Origin of the sequence: Pseudomonas sp., assembly GCF_002796985.1 — a bacterium.
GTDB lineage: Bacteria > Pseudomonadota > Gammaproteobacteria > Pseudomonadales > Pseudomonadaceae > Pseudomonas.
This window is the reverse complement of the sequence record NZ_PEKX01000009.1, coordinates 523,076-539,056: the sequence shown is the minus strand read 5'-3', so window position 1 is coordinate 539,056 and position 15,981 is coordinate 523,076. Positions and strand designations below refer to the sequence as shown.

The following is a 15,981-nucleotide window of genomic DNA, read 5'->3' as shown; positions in this document are numbered from 1 at the left end:
CCGGATTAACAAGATGGCAGTGAATTTCCCCGTGTTCCGTAGAAAATTCCCCTTACTGGTGACCGGTGGCCTGCTGGCTATCCAGCCGTTCGCCATTGTGACCGCGGCACCCGGTGAGCAGTTCGCCTGCCAGCCTTCCGCGTCCGGCGCCTGGGACTGCTCCTCGCAGAGCGGCGCCAGCAGCGTGCCACGCCCGCAGCATGGTGCCACCTCGGTCAGCGCCGGCGGCGCCGCCGCCAGCGTCTCGAAATCGTCCGGCAGCTCGAGCACAGCTGCCGGCGAAGAGCCGAAACAGCTGGTCACCGAGTCCGGCGGCCGTGGCCTGAAGTCGCGCAGCAGCGACTATAGCCACCTCGACTGGATCCCGCGCGATAAGCTCACCGCCGCGCAACAGGCGGAGATGGGGCCGTATTGCAGCGGCGCCTACGTCGAGCCGGTACGCCCAGGCATGAACGACAAGACGCCGAACGACGAGGCCCCGACCTACGTCTCGGCGAAAGTGTCCCGTTACGAGCAGGAAAAGCAGATCGCCACCCTCGCGGGTAACGTGGTCTTGCGCCAGGGCAGCATGCAGGTGGAAGCCGACGAGGCCAACCTGCACCAGGCCGAGAACCGTGGCGAACTGGTCGGCAACGTCAAGCTGCGCGACAACGGCGCACTGATCGTCGGCGACCACGCCGAACTGCAACTGGACAATGGCGCGGCGAAGATCGACAACGCCGAGTACGTCATGCACCAGGGGCAGATCCGCGGCAGCGCGCTGTACGCCAAGCGCCAGGATGACGCAATCATCCGGCTCAAGGACGGTACCTACACCCGCTGCGAACCCAGCAGCAACGCCTGGGTCCTGAAGGGCAACAACATCAAGCTGAACCCGGCAACCGGCTTCGGCACCGCGACCAACGCGACCCTGCGGGTGAAGGACATTCCGGTCTTCTACACCCCGTATATCTATTTCCCGATCGACAGCCGTCGTCAGTCCGGCTTCCTGGCACCCTCCTTCGCCAGCTCGACCGATACCGGCTTCACGCTGACCACGCCGTACTACTTCAACCTGGCGCCCAACTACGACGCCACGTTGTACCCGCGCTACATGGTCAAGCGTGGCCTGCTGATGGAAGGCGAGTTCCGCTACCTGACCCACAGCAGCGAAGGCCAGGTCACAGCGGCTTACCTGAACGACAAGAACGACGACCGCAAGGACTTCCCGCAGTACACCGACACCCGTTGGCTGTACGGCTGGAAAAACGTCAGCGGCCTCGACTCGCGCGTACTGGCGCAGGTGGACTACACCCGCATCAGCGACCCGTACTACTTCCAGGACCTGGACACCTCGCTGGGCATTGGCTCGCCGACCTATGTCAACCAGCAGGGTTCGCTGACCTATCGCGGCGACAGCTACACCGCCCGTCTGAACGCACAGTCCTATCAATTGGCGACCGTGACCGACGTCACCCCGTACGATCGCCTGCCGCAGCTCACCCTGGACGGCCGACTGCCGTTCAACCCGGGTGGCCTGAACTTCACCTACAGCACCGAGGCGGTACGCTTCGATCGTGATCTGGATGAAGGCTTCTACCGTCTCGACGATAACGATCCGACCCTCTATCCGCGTCCGGACACGTCATTGACTGGCCTTTCCCGCGCCACCGGCGATCGCTTCCATGCCGAGCCGGGCGTCAGCCTGCCGATGAACCGCAGTTGGGGCTTCATGACTCCGACGGTGAAGGCGCTGTACACCAAGTACGACCTGGACCTGGACGGCAAGGGCAAAGCCACTCTGCCCTCCTATATCGATTACGACAGCAGCCCGGACCGCTCCCTGGGCCTGGCCAAGCTCGACTCCGGCCTGTACTTCGATCGCGACACCACCTTCGGTGGCACCAAGTTCCGCCAGACCTTGGAACCGCGCGCGATGTACCTGTACGTGCCGTACAAGAACCAGGACAACCTGCCGACCTTCGATACCGGCGAGTTCACCTTCAGCTACGACTCGCTGTGGCGTGAGAACCGCTTCACCGGCCGTGACCGCATTGGCGATGCCAACCAGCTGTCTCTTGGCCTAGGCTCGCGCTTCATCGAGGACGACGGCTTCGAGCGCGCCTACATTGCCGCCGGCCAGACCTACTACTTCAGCGACCGTCGCGTACAGTTGCCTGGCCTGACCGAAGATGACCTGCGCGCCAGTGGTGCGAAGAACCCGGACGCCGATACCTGGCGCTCGCCCTACGCACTTACCGGCATCTACCGCTTCGATCATGACTGGTATGCCAGCTCGGACTTCAACTGGAACCCGAACACCAATCACACCGATAACGGCAACCTGATGTTCCACTATCAGCCGGAGGCCGATCCTCGGAAGGTGCTCAACGTTGGCTACCGCTACCGCGCAGACAGCAAGCGTTTCGACCCGAACACCGGACGGTTCGAATACGGCAGCGACGAGTACAAGATCGAACAGCACGACTTCTCGTTCATGTGGCCGGTTCTGCCGCAATGGGCCGCCATCGGCCGCTGGCAGTTCGACTACAACCAGAGCCGTACGCTGGAAGCCTTCGGTGGCTTCGAGTACGACAGCTGCTGCTGGAAGCTGCGCCTGATCAATCGCTACTGGGTCGACTACGACGACGAGGAATTCGTGACCTCCACGTCCAAGGCCGACCGCGGTGTATTCCTTCAAATCATCTTGAAAGGCCTTGGCGGCGTGGTTGGCAACCAGGTGGAAGGCTTCCTCGACCAAGGTATCCAGGGTTATCGTCAACGTGAAGACCATTCTATGTAAGGCCCTGCGCCCGCTGATGCTGGGCGCGTTGTTGGCAAGTTCCGTCGTGCACGCCGAAGTGGTTCCGCTGGACCGTGTGGTCGCCATCGTCGACAACGACGTGGTGATGCAGAGCCAGCTGGACCAGCGCCTGCGCGAAGTCCGTGCAACCATCCAGAAGCGCGGCGCGCCGCTGCCGCCCGAGCATGTGCTGACCCAGCAGGTGCTCGAGCGTCTGATCATCGAGAACATCCAGCTGCAGATCGGCGACCGCTCCGGCGTGCGCATCACCGACGAAGAGCTGAACCAGGCCATGGGCACCATTGCCCAGCGCAACAACATGAGCCTGGATCAGTTCCGCGCCGCCCTCTCTCACGACGGCCTGTCCTACGACGAGGCCCGCGAGCAGGTGCGCCGCGAGATGATCATCAGTCGTGTGCGCCAGCGTCGTGTAGCGGAGCGCATTCAGGTCAGCGAGCAGGAAGTGCAGAACTTCCTGGCTTCCGACCTGGGCAAGATCCAGCTCTCAGAAGAGTACCGCCTGGCCAACATCCTGATCCCGGTGCCCGACAGCGCTTCGCCGGAAACCGTGCAGGCCGCGGCCCGCCAGGCCCAGGAGATGTACCAGCAGCTCAAGCAGGGCGCCGACTTCGGCCAACTGGCGGTATCCCGCTCGGCCGGCGACAACGCTCTGGAAGGCGGCGAGATCGGCTGGCGCAAGGCCGCTCAACTGCCCTCCCCGTTCGACAGCATGGTCGGCAGCCTGGCGGTGGGCGACGTGACCGAACCGGTCCGCACCCCTGGCGGCTTCATCATCATCAAGCTGGAGGAGAAGCGCGGTGGCAGCAAGATGCTGCGTGACGAAGTCCACGTCCGCCACATCCTGCTCAAGCCCAGCGAAATCCGCAGCGAAGAAGAGACCCAGCGCCTGGCCGAGAAGCTCTACGAGCGCATCCAGGCCGGTGAAAGCTTCAGCGAGCTGGCGAAGAAGTTCTCCGAAGATCCGGGCTCCAAGCTCAACGGTGGCGACCTCAACTGGGTCGACCCGGAATCCCTGGTACCGGAATTCCGCGAGGTGATGAACAACGCGCCGCAAGGCCAGGTCACCAAGCCGTTCCGCTCGCCATTCGGCTGGCACGTGCTGGAAGTTCTCGGCCGTCGAGCCACCGACAGCAGCGACAAGTTCCGCGAGCAACAAGCCGCCCAGACCCTCCGCGCACGCAAGTACGACGAGGAACTGCAGGCCTGGCTGCGCCAGATCCGCGACGAAGCCTACGTCGAGATCAAGCAGTAAGCAGCGCGAGTCGCTCACTAAGAAACCCGGCCAAGGCCGGGTTTCTTTTTGCCTGCCGGAAGCTTCGTCATGCAGTAGCTTCGTCGTAGAGTAGAAGCATCCGCTGCACAGCCTGATTCGAGAACTCCTGATGAGCACCCCCCACCTTTTTGCCCTCACTCCCGGCGAGCCCGCTGGCATCGGCCCCGATCTCTGCCTGCTGCTCGCCCGCGAAGCGCAGCCGCACCCGTTGGTCGCCGTCGCCAGCCGCGAGTTACTAGCCGAACGCGCCGCGCTGCTGGGGCTGAACATCGACCTGCAGGAAGTCGGCCCCGGCTGCTGGCCCACCGCTGCCGCCCCGGCAGGCACCCTGTATGTCTGGGATACGCCGCTAGCCGCTCCGGTCGAGCCGGGCAAGTTGAACCCCGCCAACGCCGCCTATGTACTGGAGACGCTGACCCGCGCAGGCAAAGGCTGCCTGGACGGGCATTTCGCCGGGATGATCACCGCGCCGGTGCACAAGGCCGTGATCAACGAGGCGGGCATCGCCTTCTCCGGCCATACCGAATTCCTCGCCGACCTCACCCGCACCGCCCAGGTGGTGATGATGCTCGCCACCCGCGGCCTTCGCGTTGCACTGGTGACCACCCACCTGCCGCTACGGCAGATCGCCGACGCCATCACCCCCGATCGCCTTGAGCGCGTCACCCGCATCCTGCATGCCGACCTGCGCAACAAATTCGGCATTGCCAACCCACGCATCCTGGTCTGCGGGCTGAACCCCCACGCCGGCGAAGGTGGCCACCTCGGCCACGAAGAGATCGACGTGATCGAACCGACCCTGGAGCGCCTGCGTACCGAGGGCATGCAACTGATCGGCCCCCTACCGGCCGACACCCTGTTCACCCCCAAGCACCTGGAGCATTGCGACGCCGTGCTGGCCATGTACCACGACCAGGGCCTGCCGGTGCTCAAGTACAAGGGTTTCGGCGCGGCGGTGAACGTGACGCTGGGCTTGCCGATCATCCGCACCTCAGTGGACCACGGCACCGCGCTGGACCTCGCCGGCACCGGTCAGATCGACAGCGGCAGCCTGCAGGTAGCCCTGGAAACCGCCTACCAGATGGCCGAAGCCGGCGCCGGCGCGCGCTGATCCCCGGCATTCCGTTCGGCCAGCGTTTCGTGCTGGCCGCGCCGGGCTGGTAAACTGATGGTTTTTCCGCCTCCAGCCGGCCGCCGCAAGCGCCCGGCTGCTCTCCGGAGCCTTCGATGTCCGAACTCTTCCAGCACCGCGCCCGTAAACGCTTCGGGCAGAACTTCCTGCACGACGCCGGGGTGATCCACAAGATCCTGCGCGCCATTGCCGCCAAGGAAGGCCAGCACCTGCTGGAAATCGGCCCCGGCCAGGGTGCCCTTACCGAAGGCCTGGTGGACAGCAACGCGAAGCTCGACGTGATCGAGCTCGACCTGGACCTGATCCCGCAACTGAAGTATCGCTTCGGCTCGAAGCCCAACTTCAGCCTGCACCAGGGCGACGCGATGAAGTTCGACTTCTCCAGCCTGGTCCAGTCCCCCGAAGACAAGCTGCGCGTGGTCGGCAACCTGCCCTACAACATCTCCACCCCACTGATTTTCCACCTCCTGGAGCACGCCTCGCTCATCCAGGACATGCACTTCATGCTGCAGAAGGAAGTCGTCGAGCGCCTAGCCGCCGAGCCAGGCAATGGTGACTGGGGCCGCCTGTCGATCATGGTGCAGTACTTCTGCCGCGTGGATTACCTGTTCACCGTTGGCCCCGGCGCGTTCAACCCGCCGCCGAAGGTCGAGTCGGCCATCGTGCGCCTGGTGCCCTACGCTGAACCGCCCCACCCGGCCAAGGACCACCGCGTGCTCGAACAGATCGTCCGCGAAGCCTTCAACCAGCGCCGCAAGACCCTGCGCAACACCCTGCGTACGCTGATGAGCGTCGAGGACATCGAGGCCGCAGGCGTTGATCCGACCTTGCGCCCCGAACAGCTCAGCGTCGCCGACTTCGTCAGTCTGGCCAACCGCTACAGCGATACCCGCCCGGAAGCCGAGCAAGGACCGTCCGCATGAGCGATCCGCGCTACCAGGTCAGCGTCAGCGTCACCACGCGCCACCTGCCCGAGCAATCCCAACCCGAGCAGCAGCGCTATGTGTTCGCCTACACCGTGACCCTTCACAACCACGGCGAACTGGCCGCCAAGCTGCTGACCCGCCATTGGATCATCACCGATGGTGACGGCCACGTGCAGGAAGTGCGCGGCGCCGGCGTGGTCGGCGAGAAGCCGCTGATCGAACCGGGCGCCAGCCACACCTACACCAGCGGCACCGTGATGGCTACCAAGGTCGGCAGCATGCATGGCAGCTACCAGATGGTTGCCACCGACGGCCATCACTTCGAAGCCGAAATCCCGGCCTTCCGCCTCGCGGTACCGGGGGCGCTGCACTGATGGCGACGTACGCCGTCGGCGACCTGCAAGGCTGCCTGGAGCCGCTCAAGTGCCTGCTCGAGCAGGTGAAGTTCGACCCGGCCCAGGACAAGCTCTGGCTGGTGGGCGACCTGGTCAACCGCGGTCCGGCGTCGCTGGAAACCCTGCGTTATCTCTACCAGATGCGCGACGCCGTGATCTGCGTGCTGGGCAACCACGACCTGCACCTGATCGCCGTGGCCTATAACGCCGAGCGCCTGAAGAAGCACGACACCCTGCGCGAAATCGTCGAGGCGCCGGATTGCCCACAGCTGATCGAATGGCTGCGGCAGATGCCGCTGATCCATCACGATGCGCAGCGCGACATCACCCTGGTGCACGCCGGCATCCCGCCACAATGGTCCATCGACAAAGCCCTGCTGCGCGCCGCCGAGGTCGAGAAGGCCCTGCGCGACGACACCCAGCTGCCGATGTTCCTCGACGGCATGTACGGCAACGAGCCGGCCAAGTGGGACAAGAAGCTGCATGGCATCGAACGCCTGCGGGTGATCACCAACTACTTCACGCGCATGCGTTTCTGCACCCCCGACGGCAAGCTCGACCTGAAGTCCAAGGAAGGCGTGGACACCGCGCCGCCCGGCTACGCCCCCTGGTTCAGCTATGCCGAACGCAAAGCCGCCGGGCGCAAGATCATCTTTGGCCACTGGGCTGCACTGGAAGGCCAGTGCGAGGTCCCCGGCCTTTTCGCCCTCGACACCGGCTGTGTGTGGGGCGGCAGCATGACGCTGATGAACGTCGACACCCTCGAGCGCATCCACTGCAGCTGCGCCAATAAACCAGAATGATTATCGCGGGGCCGCAGGCCCCGCGCCTTGCGAGGTAACCCCCATGAGCGACTTCAAGCGCATCGCCCCCGATCAGGCCCAGCAACTTCGCGATAGCGGCGCCCGAGTCGTCGACATCCGTGATCCGCAGAGCTACGCGATGGGCCACATCAGCGGCTCCCAGCACATCGACAACCACTCGGTCGCAGATTTCATCCGCGGCGCAGACATGGACGCCCCGCTGGTCGTCGTCTGCTACCACGGCAACTCCAGCCAGAGCGCCGCCGCCTACTTCGTCCAGCAAGGCTTCTCCGAGGTCTACAGCCTCGACGGTGGCTTCGAACTGTGGCGCAGCGTCTACCCCGCGGAAACCAGCGCAGGCGAGGCTGACTGAAAGCCCTTACAAAAGGGGCGGAATCACCACTTAAAAAATCTGTAACTTCTCGCGCTTTCGTCCTTTACACATCAAAGAACGAACTATCCTTTCCCTCAGGCCATCCAAAAAAGGGAGAGCCGGCACACCGGCTTCCGGTTAATCGGCAGTGACCATTGGGGCGGTTCAGGGCAGTGGCCAGGTTCCGTTGGAGTTCTGGGGGATTCTCGCCGGCAGCGCTGGCAGCCCGACCGCACCCGCACTAGACCGATCCGGCGCCGGCTCCATGCATCGAGCGAGGAGACGTCATGAGCATTTTCAGTCACTTCCAGGAACGCTTCGAAGCGACCCGTCAAGAGGAATACTCCCTGCAGGAGTACCTGGATCTCTGCAAGCAGGACAAGATCGCCTACGCCACCGCCGCCGAACGAATACTGATGGCCATCGGTGAACCGGAACTGGCGGACACGTCCGTCGATTCCCGCCTGTCGCGAATCTTCTCCAACAAGGTGATCCGCCGCTATCCGGCCTTTGCCGACTTCCATGGCATGGAAGAGTGCATCGACCAGATCGTCTCGTTCTTCCGCCACGCCGCCCAAGGCCTGGAAGAGAAGAAACAGATCCTTTACCTGCTGGGCCCAGTCGGCGGTGGCAAATCCTCCCTCGCCGAAAAACTCAAGCAACTCATGGAACACGTGCCCTTCTACGCCATCAAGGGCTCGCCGGTGTTCGAGTCGCCCCTGGGGCTGTTCAACCCGGACGAAGACGGCGCCATCCTCGAGGAAGACTACGGCATCCCGCGCCGCTACCTGCGCTCGGTGATGTCGCCCTGGGCAACCAAGCGCCTCAACGAGTTCGGCGGCGATATCAGCCAGTTCCGCGTGGTCAAGCTGTACCCCTCGATCCTCAACCAGATAGCCATCGCCAAGACCGAACCAGGCGATGAGAACAACCAGGACATCTCCGCGCTGGTCGGCAAGGTGGATATCCGCAAGCTGGAAGAATTCCCGCAGAACGACGCCGACGCCTACAGTTACTCGGGCGCGCTGTGCCGGGCCAACCAGGGCCTGATGGAATTCGTCGAGATGTTCAAGGCGCCGATCAAGGTCCTGCACCCCTTGCTCACCGCGACCCAGGAAGGCAACTACAACAGCACCGAAGGCCTCGGATCGCTGCCTTATAGCGGCATCATCCTCGCCCACTCCAACGAATCGGAGTGGCACAGCTTCCGCAACAACAAGAACAACGAGGCGTTCATCGACCGGATCTACATCGTCAAGGTGCCGTACTGCCTGCGCGTCTCCGACGAGATCAAGATTTACGACAAGCTGCTGATCAACAGCTCCCTGGCGCACGCCCACTGCGCGCCGGACACCCTGAAGATGCTCTCGCAGTTCTCCGTGCTGTCGCGCCTGAAAGAGCCGGAAAACTCCAACATCTACTCGAAGATGCGCGTCTACGACGGCGAGAACCTCAAGGACACCGACCCCAAGGCCAAGTCCATCCAGGAATACCGCGATACCGCCGGCGTGGATGAAGGCATGTCCGGGCTTTCCACCCGCTTTGCCTTCAAGATCCTCTCCAAGGTATTCAACTTCGACCCGCATGAAATCGCGGCCAACCCGGTACACCTGCTCTACGTGCTGGAACAGCAGATCGAACAGGAACAGTTCCCGCCGGAAACCCGCGAGCGCTACCTGCGCTTCCTGAAGGAATACCTGGCGCCGCGCTACGTCGAGTTCATCGGCAAGGAAATCCAGACCGCCTACCTGGAGTCCTACAGCGAATACGGCCAGAACATCTTCGACCGCTATGTGCTGTACGCCGACTTCTGGATCCAGGACCAGGAGTACCGCGACCCGGAAACCGGCGAAATCCTCAACCGCGGCGCCCTCAACGAGGAACTGGAGAAGATCGAGAAACCCGCCGGCATCAGCAACCCGAAGGACTTCCGCAACGAGATCGTCAACTTCGTACTGCGCGCCCGTGCCGGCAACAACGGCAAGAACCCCAGCTGGCTGTCGTACGAGAAGCTGCGTGTGGTGATCGAGAAAAAGATGTTCTCCAACACCGAGGACCTGCTGCCGGTCATCAGTTTCAACGCCAAGGCGAGCAAGGAGGATCAGCAGAAGCACAACGACTTCGTCAAACGCATGGTCGAGCGCGGCTACACCGAGAAGCAGGTACGCCTGCTGTCGGAATGGTATCTGCGGGTTCGCAAGTCGCAGTAGTCTGCCATCGGCGCGGCGGCATTCCCCGCCGCGCCGGTCGCCGTCGCATTCGGACCTGTCCGTGGCGGCTCCACGCCGCTGCGCAGCAGGCCCTGAGGAGCATTCATGAGCTACGTCATCGACCGGCGTCTGAACGGCAAGAACAAGAGCACGGTGAACCGCCAGCGCTTCTTGCGGCGCTACCGTGAGCACATCAAGAAGGCCGTGGAAGAGGCCGTCAGCCGCCGTTCCATCACCGACATGGAGCATGGCGAGCAGATCAGTATTCCTGGCCGCGATATCGACGAGCCGGTCCTGCACCATGGCCGTGGCGGCAAGCAGACCGTGGTCCACCCCGGCAACAAGGAATTCACCACCGGCGAACACATTCCGCGCCCGCAGGGCGGCGGCGGTGGCCGTGGCGCCGGCAAGGCGAGCAACCAGGGCGACGGGATGGACGACTTCGTCTTCCAGATCACCCAGGAGGAATTCCTCGACTTCATGTTCGAGGACCTGGAGCTGCCCAACCTGGTCAAGCGTCACCTCACCGGCAGCGACACCTTCAAGACCGTGCGCGCCGGCATCAGCAACGAGGGCAACCCCTCGCGCATCAATATCGTCCGTACCCTGCGCTCGGCCCACGCACGGCGCATTGCCCTGTCCGGTTCGACCCGCGGCAAGCTGCGCGCGGCGCTCGCCGAACTGGATCGGCTCAAGCGCGAGGAACCGGACAACCTCGGCGACATCCAGGCACTGGAACAGAAGATCGCCGGCATGCGCGCGCGCATCGACAGGGTGCCGTTCCTCGACACCTTCGACCTCAAGTACAACCTGCTGGTCAAGCAACCCAACCCGACCTCCAAGGCCGTGATGTTCTGCCTGATGGACGTCTCCGGATCGATGACCCAGGCCACCAAGGACATCGCCAAGCGCTTCTTCATCCTGCTCTACCTGTTCCTCAAGCGGAACTACGAGAAGATCGAAGTCGTGTTCATCCGCCACCACACCAGCGCCCGCGAGGTCGACGAGGAAGAGTTCTTCTATTCCCGCGAGACCGGCGGGACCATCGTCTCCAGCGCCCTGAAGCTGATGCAGGAAGTGATGTCCGAGCGCTATCCCACCAACGAATGGAACATCTACGCAGCGCAAGCCTCGGACGGCGACAACTGGAACGACGACTCGCCGGTCTGCCGCGACATCCTGATGAAGCAGATCATGCCGTTCGTCCAGTACTACACCTACGTCGAGATCACCCCGCGCGAGCACCAGGCGCTGTGGTTCGAGTACGACAAGATCCGCGAAACCTTCGAGGACAGCTTTTCCCAGCAGCAGATCGTCTCCGCCTCGGACATCTACCCGGTGTTCCGCGAGCTGTTCCAGAGGAGGCTCGTCGCATGAGCAAGCGCCAGCCGATCGCCACCGGCTCGGAGTGGACCTTCGAGCTGATCCAGCAGTACGACCGCGAGATCAGCCGGCTTGCGGAACGCTACGCGCTGGACACCTACCCGAACCAGATCGAGGTGATCACCGCCGAGCAGATGATGGATGCCTACGCCTCCGTCGGGATGCCCATCGGTTACAGCCACTGGTCCTATGGCAAGCACTTCCTCAGCACGGAAAAGAACTACAAGCGCGGCCAGATGGGCCTGGCCTACGAGATCGTGATCAACTCCGATCCGTGCATCGCCTACCTGATGGAAGAAAACACCCAGTGCATGCAGGCCCTGGTGATCGCCCACGCCTGCTATGGGCACAACAGCTTCTTCAAGGGCAATTACCTGTTCCGCACCTGGACCGACGCCACCTCGATCATCGACTACCTGGTGTTCGCCAAGTCCTACATCAGCAAGTGCGAGGAGCGCTACGGCATCGACGCCGTAGAGGACCTGCTGGACTCCTGCCACGCCCTGATGAACTACGGCGTGGACCGCTACAAGCGGCCCTACCCGATTTCCGCCGAGGAAGAGAAGCAACGCCAGAAGGAGCGCGAAGAGCAGATCCAGCGCCAGGTCAACGACCTCTGGCGGACCATTCCCAAGGCCACCGGCAAGGACAAGGAACAGGGCCTGGCCCGCTACCCCAGCGAGCCGCAGGAAAACATCCTCTACTTCATCGAGAAGAACGCCCCGCTGCTGGAACCCTGGCAGCGCGAAGTGGTGCGCATCGTGCGCAAGGTGGCGCAGTACTTCTATCCACAGCGCCAGACCCAGGTCATGAACGAGGGCTGGGCGACCTTCTGGCACTACACCCTGATCAACGACCTCTACGACGAGGGCCTGGTCAGCGACGGCTTCATGATGGAGTTCCTCCAGTACCACACCAGCGTGGTCTACCAACCCGGCTTCGACAGCCCCTACTACAGCGGCATCAACCCCTATGCGCTGGGCTTCGCCATGTACCGCGACATCCGCCGCATCTGCGAGAACCCCACCGAGGAAGACAAGCGCTGGTTCCCCGATATCGCCGGCAGCGACTGGTTGGCGACGATGAAATTCGCCATGAAGAGCTTCAAGGACGAGAGCTTCGTCCTGCAATTCCTCTCGCCCAAGGTGATCCGCGAATTCAAGCTGTTCAGCATCCTCGACGACGACCAGAAGGACGACATGCTGGTCGACGCGATCCACGACGATGACGGCTACCGCAAGATCCGCGAAACCCTGGCGGCGCAGTACAACCTCGGCAACCGCGAGCCGAACATCCAGATCTGGGACGTCGACCGCCGTGGCGACCGCTCGCTGACCCTGCGCCATCAGCAGCACGACCGCAAACCCCTGGGCGAATCCACCGACGACGTGCTCAAGCACCTGCACCGCCTGTGGGGCTTCGATATCCACCTGGAAACCCTGCAGGGCGAAAACATCGTCAACACCTTCCACATGCCCCCAAAGGGTGAGCGCGACAGCGAGGAGGGCTACCCGCGTCTCGACCTGATCATCCCACCCATTTGATCGGTTGACCGGAGCAGCAGGCGTGACAAGCATGGCGGCATCCCCGCTGGAGACCGCCATGCGTCTGTTCGCCATTCTCCTGCTCTGCCTTGCTGTCGCGACCTGCAGCAACCCCGTGCCCCATGCCCAGATCGCGCATCCCGCCGAAGCGCGCCTGGATGGGCTACACGACTTCCAGCTGATGCCGCCGGAAAACGCCGTGGACACCCTGCCCTACCGCAGCCGCTACCCGCTGATCAACGCCCAGGTGCGCCAGGGCCTGATCGAGCGCGGCTACCGCGAAAGCGCCGCGCCGCAGATCCGTGTCTATTACTGGCTGGCGGTGCAGGATGCGCCACTGGAATTCAAGGTCGACGTCCCGCCACCCCAGCCGCTCGGGCCCTATCTCGCGATCCACCGCCTGCGCGATGAAACCGGCACCCTGCGCCTGCGCCTGACCGATGCGCAGGAGCAGACGCTCTGGGAAGGCACCGTCAGCACCGGCCTGAGCCCGGCGCACGCCAGCGCTGCTCTACTGCAGGACGCCATTGCCGCCCTCATCCAGCAAATCCCCAGCGCAGCGCCGTAGCCTCGCAACCCGTAGGAGCGGACTCTGTCCGCGATGGCATCCGGCGCGAGGCGGACCTATCGCGGGCGAAGTCCGCTCCTACGCAAATCCAGACCACATCTGTAGGAGCGAGCTTGCTCGCGAACCGCCCCAAGCACCCTCAGCTTGAAGCGAGCGCACAGAACCCCGAAGCTATCCCCCAGAACAGGAGACAGCTTCATGCAGATCTACAAGGTGGGCGGCGCCGTGCGCGACCGCCTGCTCGGCATTCCCTTCAGCGACACCGACTGGGTGGTCGTCGGCGCCAGCGCCGACGAGATGCTCGCCCGGGGCTACCGCCCGGTGGGCGCCGACTTCCCGGTATTCCTCCACCCGAAAACCGGCGAGGAATACGCCCTCGCCCGTACCGAGCGCAAAAGCGGGCGTGGCTATGGCGGGTTCACCTTCTACGCCAGCCCCGACGTCACCCTGGAAGAAGACCTGATCCGCCGCGACCTGACCATTAACGCCATGGCCGAGGACGATGACGGCCAGGTCGTCGACCCCTACCACGGCCGGAAAGACCTCGAAGCCCGCCTGCTGCGCCACGTCTCCCCGGCCTTCGCCGAAGACCCGCTGCGCGTACTACGCGTCGCCCGCTTTGCCGCGCGCTATGCCCCGATGGGCTTCACCGTAGCGCCGGAAACCCTGGCGCTGATGCGCGAACTGTCCGAATCCGGCGAGCTGGAAGCGCTGACCGCTGAACGCAGCTGGAAGGAAATCTCCCGCGCCCTGATGGAAACGCACCCGGACGTGTTCATCCAGGTCCTGCGCGACTGTGGCGCCCTGGCCGTGCTGATGCCGGAAGTCGACGCGCTGTTCGGCGTGCCACAGCCGCCGCAGCATCACCCAGAGGTGGATACCGGTGAGCACGTGCTGGCAGTCCTGCGCGAATGCGCCAGGCACGATCAGCCGCTCAGCGTGCGCTGGGCCTGCCTGGTGCATGACGTGGGCAAGGGCAAGACCCGCGAAAAAGAGTGGCCCAAACACCACGCCCACGAACACCTGGGCTTGCCACTGATCGACGCGATCAACACGCGCTTCAAAGTCCCGCGGGACTGCCAGGAGCTGGCGCGACTGGTCGGCGAGTACCACACCCACTGCCACCGCGCGCTGGAGCTGCGGCCGAACACCATTCTTGAGCTGCTGCAATCCTTCGACGTCTATCGCCGGCCGCAGCGTTTCGAGGAGTTCCTCGCTGCCAGCGAAATGGACGCCCGTGGCCGTCATGGGCTGGAGGATCGCGAATACCCGCAGGCGGCATACCTGCGCGGCGCGGCGCAGGCCGCCCGTGCGGTTGCGGTGCAGCCACTGCTGGAGAGGGGGTACAAGGGCGCCGAACTGGGCGAAGCGCTCAAGCGCGAGCGCCTGACGACCCTGAAGGCCTACAAGGAAAGCCACGCCGCGGGGTAGGCCTGTAGACCGTAGGGCGCATAACGCACCAGCGTTATCCGCCGCCGTGGAGTCGGCGCACTACACGAGCTGGAGGCGATTCCGGCGTTTGATTGAAGGGTGTCGCCTTTCACGCAAGCGTCAGGAGAAACACGCCATCCTACGTTGGTGGCCCGTCGGCAAGACCGGCGCAGGGGTAGTCCTACAAGGCCGCCGGATGCGCCTCGATCAAGGCAGCCGGCGTCAGCTCCACGCCGCGCCACTGGAAAGGCACCGGCCAGAGCTTCTGCCCGATCCGCGCGTCCGCCCACAGCTCCGCGAAAGTGCGTTGCACGCCTGGGTGCTGTACCTCGGGCGCCAGCAGTGAAAGCGGCCACAGCACGAAGGCGTTCTTCAACACCTCGGCGCGCGGCAACGTCAAGCCGTCGAACTCGCCGTGCAGATCGCCATACAGCAACACATCGATATCCAGCGGCAGACCCTTGCGCTCCGGTGCATAACGGCCGTTGTCCGCCTCGATGTGCTTGAGCCGCAGGCTCAGATCCGCCAGCGGCAGGTCGGTGCGCGCGACGATCACGAAGTTATAGAAGGGGCCACTGCGAATGCCCACCGGCTCGCTCTCGAAGACCGGCGAGCAGTGGATGTCCTCGAGGAAACCGTCCAGCGCTTCGAGGCCGGCGAGCAAATGGCGCTCGCGCTCGAAGTTGCTACCCAAGCCGAGGTAGACCGTGGTCAGCGGCATCCGCGTTCGATCTCCACACCCACGCCGATGGCGGCCGCTACGGCGCCGGGCTTGGTGACTTTCAGGCGCAGCCACTGGATGCCGAACTCCGCCATCAGCAGCTCGGCCAGGCGTTCGGCGAAGGTTTCCACCAGCTGGAAGTGCGCGTCACGGGCAAACGCCATGACGCGCTCGGAGAGCACGGCGTAGTCCAGCGCCTTGGCGATATCGTCGTCGGCCGCCGCCGGGCGGTTGTCCCAGCCCAGCGTCAGGTCCAGGCGCAGGCACTGCCGGATACCCCGTTCCCAGTCATAGACGCCGATCACGGTGTCCACTTCCAGCCCTTCGATGAAAACTCTGTCCACTGACTGCATGCTCCAAGGCGACACGACAAGCGGCCGGCACCCCGTTAGAATCGGAAACGACCTCGTCTCCGGTGG

The 15,981-nt window shown here is 63.8% G+C and carries 14 protein-coding genes; 12 read left to right on the top strand and 2 right to left on the bottom strand.

The genetic code is table 11. The features are described 5' to 3' along the window. Positions 1-13 precede the first annotated feature (13 nt). The 12 genes from CTR55_RS16845 (at position 14) to CTR55_RS16790 (ending at position 14,841) form a co-directional block, all read left to right on the top strand. Positions 14-2,782: an LPS-assembly protein LptD gene (locus tag CTR55_RS16845; protein ID WP_296287948.1), complete on the top strand. Its 2,769-nt coding sequence runs from the start codon at positions 14-16 to the stop codon at positions 2,780-2,782. After that, a complete protein-coding gene (locus CTR55_RS16840) occupies positions 2,763-4,055 on the top strand; it encodes a peptidylprolyl isomerase (protein ID WP_296287947.1) in 1,293 nt (430 codons plus the stop codon). Before CTR55_RS16845 ends, CTR55_RS16840 begins: the two co-directional genes overlap by 20 nt. A gap of 130 nt (positions 4,056-4,185) precedes the next feature. After that, positions 4,186-5,187: a 4-hydroxythreonine-4-phosphate dehydrogenase PdxA gene (gene pdxA / locus CTR55_RS16835; protein ID WP_296287946.1), complete on the top strand. Its 1,002-nt coding sequence runs from the start codon at positions 4,186-4,188 to the stop codon at positions 5,185-5,187. Between the two features lie 116 nt (positions 5,188-5,303). Continuing rightward, positions 5,304-6,131: a 16S rRNA (adenine(1518)-N(6)/adenine(1519)-N(6))-dimethyltransferase RsmA gene (rsmA, locus tag CTR55_RS16830; protein ID WP_296287944.1), complete on the top strand. Its 828-nt coding sequence runs from the start codon at positions 5,304-5,306 to the stop codon at positions 6,129-6,131. Further along, positions 6,128-6,508, top strand: a complete 381-nt coding sequence (apaG, locus tag CTR55_RS16825) for a Co2+/Mg2+ efflux protein ApaG (RefSeq protein WP_296287942.1) — start codon at positions 6,128-6,130, stop codon at positions 6,506-6,508. Before rsmA ends, apaG begins: the two co-directional genes overlap by 4 nt. Beyond that, positions 6,508-7,332 (top strand): symmetrical bis(5'-nucleosyl)-tetraphosphatase, encoded by an 825-nt coding sequence (locus tag CTR55_RS16820; RefSeq protein ID WP_296287940.1) that lies wholly within the window; start codon positions 6,508-6,510, stop codon positions 7,330-7,332. Before apaG ends, CTR55_RS16820 begins: the two co-directional genes overlap by 1 nt. A gap of 43 nt (positions 7,333-7,375) precedes the next feature. Beyond that, positions 7,376-7,705, top strand: coding sequence for a thiosulfate sulfurtransferase GlpE (glpE, locus tag CTR55_RS16815; protein ID WP_296287938.1), 330 nt, complete (start codon positions 7,376-7,378; stop codon positions 7,703-7,705). Positions 7,706-7,992: 287 nt separating this feature from the next. Next, entirely contained in the window at positions 7,993-9,915 is a 1,923-nt protein-coding gene (locus tag CTR55_RS16810; RefSeq protein WP_296287937.1) for a PrkA family serine protein kinase, read from the top strand. A 105-nt stretch (positions 9,916-10,020) separates the two neighbouring features. Continuing rightward, positions 10,021-11,292, top strand: coding sequence for a YeaH/YhbH family protein (locus CTR55_RS16805; RefSeq protein WP_296287934.1), 1,272 nt, complete (start codon positions 10,021-10,023; stop codon positions 11,290-11,292). Further along, positions 11,289-12,842, top strand: a complete 1,554-nt coding sequence (locus tag CTR55_RS16800; RefSeq protein WP_296287933.1) for a SpoVR family protein — start codon at positions 11,289-11,291, stop codon at positions 12,840-12,842. Before CTR55_RS16805 ends, CTR55_RS16800 begins: the two co-directional genes overlap by 4 nt. 58 nt (positions 12,843-12,900) lie before the next feature. Further along, entirely contained in the window at positions 12,901-13,410 is a 510-nt protein-coding gene (locus CTR55_RS16795; RefSeq protein ID WP_296288003.1) for a DUF4136 domain-containing protein, read from the top strand. Between the two features lie 198 nt (positions 13,411-13,608). Continuing rightward, on the top strand, positions 13,609-14,841 hold the full coding sequence (locus CTR55_RS16790; RefSeq protein WP_296287932.1) for a multifunctional CCA addition/repair protein: 1,233 nt from the start codon (positions 13,609-13,611) through the stop codon (positions 14,839-14,841). Positions 14,842-15,022: 181 nt separating this feature from the next. Here CTR55_RS16790 and folK read toward each other — a convergent pair whose 3' ends face one another. Both folK and folB read right to left on the bottom strand, forming a co-directional pair. Next, a complete protein-coding gene (folK, locus tag CTR55_RS16785) occupies positions 15,023-15,562 on the bottom strand; it encodes a 2-amino-4-hydroxy-6-hydroxymethyldihydropteridine diphosphokinase (RefSeq protein ID WP_296287930.1) in 540 nt (179 codons plus the stop codon). Then, positions 15,553-15,906, bottom strand: coding sequence for a dihydroneopterin aldolase (gene folB / locus CTR55_RS16780; RefSeq protein ID WP_015475255.1), 354 nt, complete (start codon positions 15,904-15,906; stop codon positions 15,553-15,555). The genes folK and folB overlap by 10 nt, the downstream gene beginning before the upstream one ends. Between the last annotated feature and the right edge of the window lie 75 nt (positions 15,907-15,981).

Bases quoted from the DNA above. Each gene is read 5' to 3' on its own strand.
- CTR55_RS16795 (WP_296288003.1), top strand. From the start codon at position 12,901: ATGCGTCTGTTCGCCATTCTCCTGCTCTGCCTTGCTGTCGCGACCTGC.
- glpE (WP_296287938.1), top strand. From the start codon at position 7,376: ATGAGCGACTTCAAGCGCATCGCCCCCGATCAGGCCCAGCAACTTCGC.
- CTR55_RS16820 (WP_296287940.1), top strand. From the start codon at position 6,508: ATGGCGACGTACGCCGTCGGCGACCTGCAAGGCTGCCTGGAGCCGCTC.
- CTR55_RS16800 (WP_296287933.1), top strand. From the start codon at position 11,289: ATGAGCAAGCGCCAGCCGATCGCCACCGGCTCGGAGTGGACCTTCGAG.
- folK (WP_296287930.1), bottom strand. From the start codon at position 15,562: ATGCCGCTGACCACGGTCTACCTCGGCTTGGGTAGCAACTTCGAGCGC.
- CTR55_RS16805 (WP_296287934.1), top strand. From the start codon at position 10,021: ATGAGCTACGTCATCGACCGGCGTCTGAACGGCAAGAACAAGAGCACG.
- pdxA (WP_296287946.1), top strand. From the start codon at position 4,186: ATGAGCACCCCCCACCTTTTTGCCCTCACTCCCGGCGAGCCCGCTGGC.
- rsmA (WP_296287944.1), top strand. From the start codon at position 5,304: ATGTCCGAACTCTTCCAGCACCGCGCCCGTAAACGCTTCGGGCAGAAC.
- CTR55_RS16845 (WP_296287948.1), top strand. From the start codon at position 14: ATGGCAGTGAATTTCCCCGTGTTCCGTAGAAAATTCCCCTTACTGGTG.
- CTR55_RS16790 (WP_296287932.1), top strand. From the start codon at position 13,609: ATGCAGATCTACAAGGTGGGCGGCGCCGTGCGCGACCGCCTGCTCGGC.
- CTR55_RS16810 (WP_296287937.1), top strand. From the start codon at position 7,993: ATGAGCATTTTCAGTCACTTCCAGGAACGCTTCGAAGCGACCCGTCAA.
- apaG (WP_296287942.1), top strand. From the start codon at position 6,128: ATGAGCGATCCGCGCTACCAGGTCAGCGTCAGCGTCACCACGCGCCAC.